The following is an 8,729-nucleotide window of genomic DNA, read 5'->3' as shown; positions in this document are numbered from 1 at the left end:
TATGCCAGAATTACTGGACGGGCGGAACAACGGGGGCAGTTCGGATGATTTCTACAGACCGTACAGTCCACCTCGTTTCTCTATCGCACGCCGAACCGTCTTCCGAGACGTGTCGAGTTCCCTGTGGGCCTGCCGCTTACTCATCTCCTCACGGACTACCTAATCGAGTACCTCGCACACGCGCTGGTAGTTGCTCGGGGAGTGGCGACCGTTGTATGACACCCTCTGGTCTACTAGTAGTTACTGAATGTGGAACGCCCACATGAAGAATCTACTAGTAGAGTAGTGCTACAAGTTGTGTATCACCAGCTGGATACGCTCATCTGTATCCACGCGAACTGGGAGGTTCTTGGTTAGAGGTCACTCAGTGAGTTGCTGTTGAGTTCGCGGAGATATGCTATTGCGGCGACACCGACATTGATTCCGTAGACGTAGTTATCGTCACCGAATGCTTTTCGACCAGCCATTCGGTGGGTTAATCCCTCGGTGAGTGACAGACGAATAGCCTGCTTGACGGCAGCTTCACCGGCGTGTTCGACGGCATCTTGGACGTACCGGTCGAAGTGACTATCTTGATGGTCAGATGGTCGTGGATCAGCAGCTCGGTCAAGCGCGAGGGTTAGGACTGCTTCAATGGAAGGGTGTACTGGATTGCCGGTGTTCTCTTGGATGCGATACGGCTCGCCAGGCATGGTGATGGATACGGTAGGCAATAGTATAAGTCCAACTGGAGTATGTGGAGCTCAATCAAAGAGTCGTAGAATCAGCTGCGTGGGTCCTGTTCTATCGTTCTACGAGGTTGACCCTACTCCAAGAAAAAAGCGGACTCAAGTGTCTGTCTGTTCTATGGGATCCATCGTAGGTCGTAGTTCACACGATGCGTTGTAGCCGCGTTGAATGTGTCGGAGCCGCTACGTATCCTTGTCTACGGCGGATTTTCTGCGTCGTTGATCCCTTCGAATGTGCTGTTCGTGTAAGCGTATCGCCACCGATGGAGAATCGCTCGCGTGACCAACGAAGCCTCACGCACAGTGATACAGGATGGCTCAACAGGACGACTGGGAGCGTCAGGTGGAGGATGAAAGTGCCGTGTCGGCGCATCGGGTTTCGGATGACAATCAAAGCGAAAATCCCGCCCCTGGTTGTCCGTGTAGTGGGCAGCGTAGTTCCCGGCCAAACTCCATCGAATGTCAATCCGCGCTGTTGACGCCGCTCCGACGCCGTCAGCCAGTTCGATCGAAAGTATCTGTGGATTCAGCGGATCGTCCAGTGATGCCGTCTCAACCAACGGCTCTTGGGTGACAATCAGATCTCGGATCTCGCGTAACGCCCCAGCATCGATCGGGCCGAACACCTCGGCCTGTTCGCCCGGCTGACTATCCCCAGAAAATGTCTCGTCTTCCGCATCGGTCATACGACAATGGAGGAGTCGCTGTTGCTATCGTCGTCAGTGTCCGTACCAGTGAGGTGACCAGTACGACTGGCCTCAGCAATCGCGAGCGTCGCTTGTGCGAGTGCGAGATTTCGGCGGGTCGTTTGCCACTCTCTGAGCAGCGTCCCAGACTCGCTGTCGGCGTCTTCAATATCCAGTTCCCGAGCGAGTTCCTCGGGCGAATCAACGCCGTACTCATCACGCCAGTTCTGAATCTGTGCTTTGAGCTCGGTGATTCCAGAGGCAATCTCTTCGGGAGTTCGTTCCGCAAGCAGCGACTGTGCATGCTCGGTGACAATCCCCGTTTCTGACCGGCGGTACAGCGTCGTCTGACCGTCCTGTGAAGTCGTCACTTCACCTGTATCCACAAGCGACCGCAGGTGCTTTCGCGCCGTTGTCGGCGAAACACGAGCACGGTCAGCAATCTGTGAAGCAGATGTTGGATCGTAGGTACTGCGGATGATTTCGTAGACTCGTTCGAAGGGCGTTGTCTCCTCAATCCAGTCCTCAACGACAACGTCGTTGATATCACGCTGTTCGGCACCGCCATCAGGACGTACTTGATTGGATGGGGGCGTCTCCTCGGACATGATACATTAACCAACGTGAGACAAGTATAATAATTTGTGGGACAGTATATTGGTTTGTGGTTCTTCTGAGTGTGGATTTCCTTCAGCGATGGTCTTAACCAACAAATCGACAAGTTGTTTCATAACTGTTGGTTAATCTGAGATTCCGGAAACTATCCTAGAAAAGACTAAAACACGCAAAAGAGGCCGACTACCACGATGACAATCGTCTCAGAGTTTTCTTCTGAATTGTGGAAGCACCACGCCGTTGCTTATCGAGTACTGGCCCGTCTCGTTCAAGCGAGGCCTGACAATCCCAAATGCCGTTCACTATCGACTTCCTAGATGACGGGCGCGTCCTCGAGTGGGACGCTACCGCCGACGGCGTCGTCGTGACGGAGCGTGACGACTATACTCCACGGTTCTACGTCGCCGCACGCGATCCGGACGACGACATCGATTTTACCGCACTTCGATCGATCTATGACCATCATCCCGATGTCGTTGCGACCGAGATAGTGACGCGACATCCCGGATTCCGTCGTGACGTGGAGTCGGTCCTCGCTGTCGACGTCGGCCACATCGATCGCGTCACCCCACTCGCACAGCAGGCACGGCAGCTGAACACGTATCCGGTTGGAGATCTCGCCTGTTTCAACGTAGACTTTTCGCGGGAATTTCGGTATTGCCTCGAGGAAGACGTCGATCCGACGCCGGCGAGCGAGCTGTCGACGCTTCGACTCAGCGTCCCAGTAACCGAAACGGGAGCCAACACCTACACCGAATTGTCCATTGACGGCGACACCGTCACCGGATTGCCAGCGGATATTCTGACGGCAGTCCAAGCAGCACTCGAAGAGCAGAATCCGGATATCCTGGTCTGCTCGACGAGTGAGATCATTCCGACGCTGTACGAGATGGCTACAGCTGCCGGCGTCGACGACTTCTCGCTGAGCCGGTGGCCCGACATCGACTACCAGCAACTCGCGAGCCAGTCGACGTACGCGAGTTACGGCCGTGTCGGGCACTCACCGGCGCGGTACAACGTGCCCGGCCGGGCGATCATCGACGAGAGTAACACGTTCTTCTATGGAGAGACGAACCTCGACGGTGTCCTCGACCTCGTCTCGCGCTCGAAGAAACCCGTCCAAGAACTGGCGTGGGCGTCGATCGGCAACGTGTTGACCGCGATTCAGATCTGTGAGGCCCACGATCGCAACGTGCTCGTCCCATGGAACTCCTGGCGGCACGAGTTCTACAAACCGATGGGAACGCTCCACGACGCCGACCGTGGCGGCTTCATCTTCGCACCCGAGGTCGGCGTCCATGAGGACGTCCACGAACTCGACTTCTCGAGTCTGTATCCGAACATCATCTGTACCCGGAACGTCTCGCCCGACGTTATCCGCTGTGACTGCCACAGCGACCGGGACGACGTCCCCGGCCTCGGGTACTCGATCTGCGACGAACATGGCTATCTCGTCGATGTCCTCCAACCCATCATCGACGCTCGCGACGAGATCAAGGCGGCCATCCGTCGCGAACAGCTACAGGACGATCCCGACGAGGACCGACTGGCGGAACTCGAGGGACGATCGGGTGCGCTGAAGTGGATCCTCGTCGCTTGCTTCGGGTACCAGGGGTTCAGTAACGCGAAGTTCGGGCGGATCGAGTGCCACGAAGCAATCAACGCGTTTGCTCGCGAGATTCTGTTGACGGCGAAGCAACGCTTAGAGGCCGGTGGGTGGCGTGTCGTTCATGGCATCGTCGACTCCATCTGGGTGACGCCTGATCCCGACGTCGACGACGATGACCGCGAGGACCTCGAGGCGCTCGCAACAGAGATCACGGAGGATGTCGAGATTCGGCTTGAACACGAAGCTCACTACGACTGGGTCGCGTTCGTTCCCCAGCGCGAGAGCGACGCCGGCGCGCTCACGAAGTATTTCGGCAAGGTGGCTGGTAATGACGAGTTCAAGTTACGCGGTATCGAGGCTCGTCAGCGGTCGACTCCGTCGTTTATCGAGGATGTTCAGCAGGATTGTCTCGAACGATTCGACGCGACTCGATCTCCGGACGCCGTACTCGACTGTCTCCAAGATGCCATCAAGCGCCTTCGCACTGGAACGGTGCCGGTTGAACAACTCGTCGAACGGAATCGTGTCTCTAAGCCACTCGAAGGGTATACGCAGAACACCCAGAACGTGGTGGCGCTGAGGCGGGCTCGCGATCAGGATCTCGCCGTCCATCCTGGACAAGACATCGAGTACGTGGTCGTTGACGATGAGAAGACCTCTCGCGAGCGGGTCGCATTAGCTCACGAGGAGATCGAGACCTACGACGCCTCGTACTATGAGACACAACTTATCAGAGCTGTCGAGAGTGTGCTGTCGCCGCTTGGCTGGGATCGGACGGAGATTCGTCGAGAACTCGCGGAGACGCGGGTCCCAAAGTTGACGGCATACACGAACACGGAGGATTGTTAACCAACACAGGAGTCGTCAGGAGCGGTTCTGTTGGTTAACCACTGCCCCTCACGAGATCGAACCCCCACACCCCGTGTGCGATATGAAATCGGGAAGATGGTGGGAGGGGGTAGTCAACGGGAGAGACCCCAAACCGCCGGAGATACATGATTTTACGGAGGTAGGGCCTCAGAGACGGCTATATCACGATAGACTATATTTCATAGAAATCTTTATATAGACACTCTGTCAACCATAGCCGTAATAAGGCTCAAGTCGGTTAAAACGAAACAGTATGTTTCGTGATATAATTGGGCTCGTCTATGGCTTTGCCCCTTCGTGAGATGGACGGCTCCGTTGGTTTGACGCCTTCTCGTGGATTCTCTCGTCATTTTCCAACTTTTCAGATGACTCGTCCTCGCCTACCCTCTCACCAAATTCATATCGCACACGGGGTGTGGGGGTAACCCACCGACGAGATCAGACTCCACTTGAGATATTCAAGAGATCTTCTCGGGACATCTAGTCGAGAATACGTCTAGTAATTCATTTTGCACACGGGGAGTACCTCCACCGAACACATCCGTCTCGCCTTGACATCGACAGCTGTTCGATGACCTGATCAGCATTTCATATCGCACACGGGGGGTCACTACGACTAATTGATTTCGCCCACGGTTACAGTATTACTTCGCCTCCCCTTCGCGAAAGCGCCTGTAACGTGAGAATTCAGCAAATTTAATCTCGCACACGGTACCCATATTTATTTATAGTTTCGCTCTAACTGCCCAAATATGGTTGACGGCGACGATCAACAGTCCCTCTCACAATCTATCAAAGGACGCCTCCAGGAGGGTGTTCAAAACTCGGTTTTCCGAGATAAGGGTCTTCTCGACCCAGATGCCGTCATCGACGAGGATCGCATCGTCGGTCGTGATGACCAGCTGGACGATATCATCACCTACCTACGACCGGCAGTACAGGGAAACCGACCGCCCAATATGCTTCTCTACGGCCCATCCGGGACGGGGAAGTCACTCATTATCAACGCGGTCTGCCAGCAGGTTCTTGAACTCGCGAACGCCCAAGACGACCGTTTTGGAGTTATTAAAACCAACTGTCAGACAATCAAATCGCACGATAGGGCCGTCTATCGACTTGTGGAAAACGCCGCTAATGAAGCAGACGTTGAAATTGGGGTTCCACAGAGTGGCGTCTCGACAGACCAGAAACTCAACCGATTTTATGAGATCCTGAGCAACAACTTCGACTCGGTCATTATCATCTTGGATGAGGTCGACCTCTTGGTAGGGCGACAGCGGGACCCGAACGATGAGCCAGCATACTCCAAGCTGCTCTATCAGCTCTCTCGGGCATCACAACTCGGCCAGATCGAGGGACACGTTTCCGTTGCGGCGCTCACAAACGATCCCCGGTTCATGGAGAACCTCGACGGTCGGGCAGAGAGCTCGTTCAATCCGCAGGATGTCGTCTTTTCAGACTATGATGCGGACCAACTACAGTCCATTCTGAAACGACGTCGTGACGCGTATCGGGACGGTGTCCTTGAAGACGGGATCATTCCACTTAGCTCTGCATTTGCGGCACAGGACCACGGTGACGCCCGGAAAGCGATCGATCTGTTTCGGAAAGCAGGCGAGATTGCAGACCGCGAAGGCGAAGATATGGTTCATGAAGGGCACGTTCGTGATGCCCAGAAAGAAGCAGAACGGGATCGGACGCTGACTCAGATGCAGGGGTTGTCGACCCAAAAGAAGCTCTCGCTTTACGCTACTGCGATTGTCCCCGTTTACTCACAACGCAATTTGAACGCTGTTCCCAGTACGGTTGCATATCGCGTGTATCAGTACCTTACTGACTTACTTGACGCTGATACAAAATCGCGCGACTCCTATCTCCGGTATATGAGTGAAGCGGAGACATACAACTTCGTCACCTCAGAAAAGCGGGGACGCGGCTACGGGAGTGGCGTTCACAAGGAGTACACGTTTGTTGATGATCCGGGGGTGGTTGCTGAAACGCTTCGAGCTGACATCCGGATCGAAGAGGCAGACAATGAAGGCGATCTAATCAAATCTGTTGTCAACGCACAAATAGATAATTTCTTCGAAGGGAAGTAGCGACCAGAGACGTTGCTGTCACAACTGGATTCATTTCGCACACGGGGTGTGATTTCGCTATAATTCCTGTCGCTATCTGGAGGTATGTCTGACAACCGTATACACGATTTCATTTCGCACACGGGGTGTCTCTGCTTGATTCGTCAACTGATTCATCTCTCACACGGGGTCCGTCCCGAATCTGCGTAGAATCATCTCGCACACGGGGGGTGCCAATCAGATCTCTGTGGGAATTTCATTTCGCACACGGGGTGTGTGGACTTCAATATCCGGCTAGCTACCTGTTCTACTCGTCAGGATCGACCGGTGACTTATATTTGGACTTGACTTGATCCCCCTCTCGCCACTGCCAGTAGTAGTAGCGGTTGTCGTTGATCTCCTTGATCGTGATTGTGGCCTTTGAGGGGACGTCATCCGGGAGATCGTCTGGTCGCTCTTTGACGTCTTCTTGATCTGCCGACTCCTCGAGACGGGCCTCTCGTTCCTTGTGGTCGGCGAGTGATTCAGCATACGTAGCAACATCTCGGAGGTGCTCCGGATCCGACTCGTTGAGCGTATTGACGATCTCCGTCGGGAGGTTCGCCGGTGGGGTCGGGGGTTCGTGGGACATCGGCTACTTTCGTGTTAACCAACATTACCCACTAGTCCATAGTTTTGTTGGTTAAGACAACGGAGGCGACTCTCGTGCTCGCCAATGTAACATTACTCGAAATATATTTATAAACATATTTGTACTATGTTACACGGTGCTCCGGCGAATCGAACTTGAAGTCCTCGCCACGATCGACCGTGGCGACACGATCTCCGAGCTTGCGACGAAGCTCGACCACAGCGAGAGCTATCTCTCCCGTGGCATCGGCGACCTCGTCGAGAAGAGACTCGTCTACACGGAACGCGACGGCCGCCGAAAGCGAGTCGTTCCGTCAGATGCCCGCGCCGTCGAACTTTACCAGGACCTCGTTCGCCAGTACCCCCATATCGACTTCCCCGAGTTGTTGACCGGGAAGACACTTGAGGTGCTCTACTATCTCGACCAGCCGCGAACCGTCGCCGAGATCGCCGACCGGAGCGACAACTACCGCAATACGGTCAACCGTGTCCTCAAGCGATTCCGCGATCGTGGTCTCGTCGGGGCAGATGACGGCCGCTATGACTTCAACGCCGACTTCACCCGCCTCCACGAGTTCGCCCGTGAACTCACACACCATCTCCATCGCCAACGCCTCGAAGCTGTGGCCCCGAAGGGGACGATTCTCTGGGAGGACTACAACGCGTTCCTCGCCCAGACCAGGACCGAGATCGACATAGAGGCATTCCACGAAACCGGGCTCGCTCGATTTGCGGCCTTCGACCTCCAGTTTCTGCTCACCGACCACCGCTACTACTTCTATTCCGAGGAACTCGATATCCTCTCCCCAGCGGACCTCTGCTGTCACACGTTACTGATCGACGACAGCAGCCGCTACCGTTCGTACTGTCTCCTCTTGCTCAGACAGGTTGACGTCGACGAGGGCGACCTCCGAGAGCAGGCGGCGAAGTATGGCCTTGAAGACGAGATCGACGCCTTGCTCCGCTACCTCGAGACCCACGGCGATGTTACGGACGATCGCCTCCTCGAGTGGGACGAGTTCCAGAAGCTGGCGGCCGAATACGAAATCGAAACGTAACCGGAAGCTGTAAGCAAGCCGATTCCGAAGTCACGCGTCGTCCGGGCGAGGGGCGTTCTCGTACTTGACCATCTTCTCGGGCTTGTTGGAGATGGTCTCGTAGATCTGTTGGAGGGTTTCCTCCGCGGCGAGGAGATTGTGTTCGTCGAGAAAGGTCCGACCCTCCGCTGTGAGGCCGTAGAACTTCCAGGGATAGCCCTGCCGGCGCTGATCGTCGTCGAGTGGGACTTCCCTGACGATGCCAGCGTCGATCAGCTTCTGGATGTGTTTGTAGACGGTGGCCTCGCTCACGCTAGGGTTGAGTTCCTCGAGTTCGTACATCGAGGGGAGCTGTTTGGGGTGCTGGAGGATGTTGTTGATCAGCGCGAACCGCGTCTGCTGCGTCACGAAGTGGACGAGTTCGCGGGATTCCATATCCCCAGTAGTCTCTAGGTCGGTGCTCATACGACACAGTA

Annotated in this window: 8 protein-coding genes; 3 read left to right on the top strand and 5 right to left on the bottom strand. The window is 55.3% G+C overall.

Annotated elements, in window-relative coordinates:
* Positions 1-353 precede the first annotated feature (353 nt).
* The 3 genes from BN903_RS16945 to BN903_RS12470 form a co-directional block, all read right to left on the bottom strand.
* Positions 354-692, bottom strand: coding sequence for a hypothetical protein (locus BN903_RS16945; RefSeq protein WP_154018136.1), 339 nt, complete (start codon positions 690-692; stop codon positions 354-356).
* 233 nt (positions 693-925) lie between these two features.
* On the bottom strand, positions 926-1,414 hold the full coding sequence (locus BN903_RS16045) for a hypothetical protein (RefSeq protein ID WP_079890661.1): 489 nt from the start codon (positions 1,412-1,414) through the stop codon (positions 926-928).
* Positions 1,411-1,959: a winged helix-turn-helix domain-containing protein gene (locus BN903_RS12470; RefSeq protein ID WP_079890668.1), complete on the bottom strand. Its 549-nt coding sequence runs from the start codon at positions 1,957-1,959 to the stop codon at positions 1,411-1,413. The genes BN903_RS16045 and BN903_RS12470 overlap by 4 nt, the downstream gene beginning before the upstream one ends.
* A gap of 362 nt (positions 1,960-2,321) precedes the next feature.
* Here BN903_RS12470 and BN903_RS12465 point away from each other — a divergent pair, with 362 nt between their 5' ends.
* The gene (locus BN903_RS12465; RefSeq protein WP_048078037.1) at positions 2,322-4,487 is read left to right on the top strand and encodes a type B DNA-directed DNA polymerase; all 2,166 of its coding nucleotides are present in this window, start codon (positions 2,322-2,324) and stop codon (positions 4,485-4,487) included.
* Between the two features lie 773 nt (positions 4,488-5,260).
* A complete protein-coding gene (locus tag BN903_RS12460) occupies positions 5,261-6,607 on the top strand; it encodes an orc1/cdc6 family replication initiation protein (protein WP_048078036.1) in 1,347 nt (448 codons plus the stop codon).
* 286 nt (positions 6,608-6,893) lie between these two features.
* On the opposite strand, the gene BN903_RS12455 is transcribed toward BN903_RS12460, so the two are convergent.
* The gene (locus tag BN903_RS12455; RefSeq protein ID WP_048078035.1) at positions 6,894-7,217 is read right to left on the bottom strand and encodes a hypothetical protein; all 324 of its coding nucleotides are present in this window, start codon (positions 7,215-7,217) and stop codon (positions 6,894-6,896) included.
* 136 nt (positions 7,218-7,353) lie between these two features.
* Here BN903_RS12455 and BN903_RS12450 point away from each other — a divergent pair, with 136 nt between their 5' ends.
* Positions 7,354-8,274 carry a helix-turn-helix domain-containing protein gene (locus BN903_RS12450; RefSeq protein WP_048078034.1) on the top strand — a complete coding sequence of 307 codons (921 nt, stop codon included), beginning with the start codon at positions 7,354-7,356 and terminating at the stop codon, positions 8,272-8,274.
* Positions 8,275-8,304: 30 nt separating this feature from the next.
* Here BN903_RS12450 and BN903_RS12445 read toward each other — a convergent pair whose 3' ends face one another.
* Positions 8,305-8,718: a MarR family transcriptional regulator gene (locus BN903_RS12445; RefSeq protein ID WP_048078033.1), complete on the bottom strand. Its 414-nt coding sequence runs from the start codon at positions 8,716-8,718 to the stop codon at positions 8,305-8,307.
* Between the last annotated feature and the right edge of the window lie 11 nt (positions 8,719-8,729).

It is taken from the genome of Halorubrum sp. AJ67 (assembly GCF_000513435.1).
Note: the sequence above shows the minus strand (reverse complement) of the source record. Positions and strands in the feature narration are given on the sequence as shown.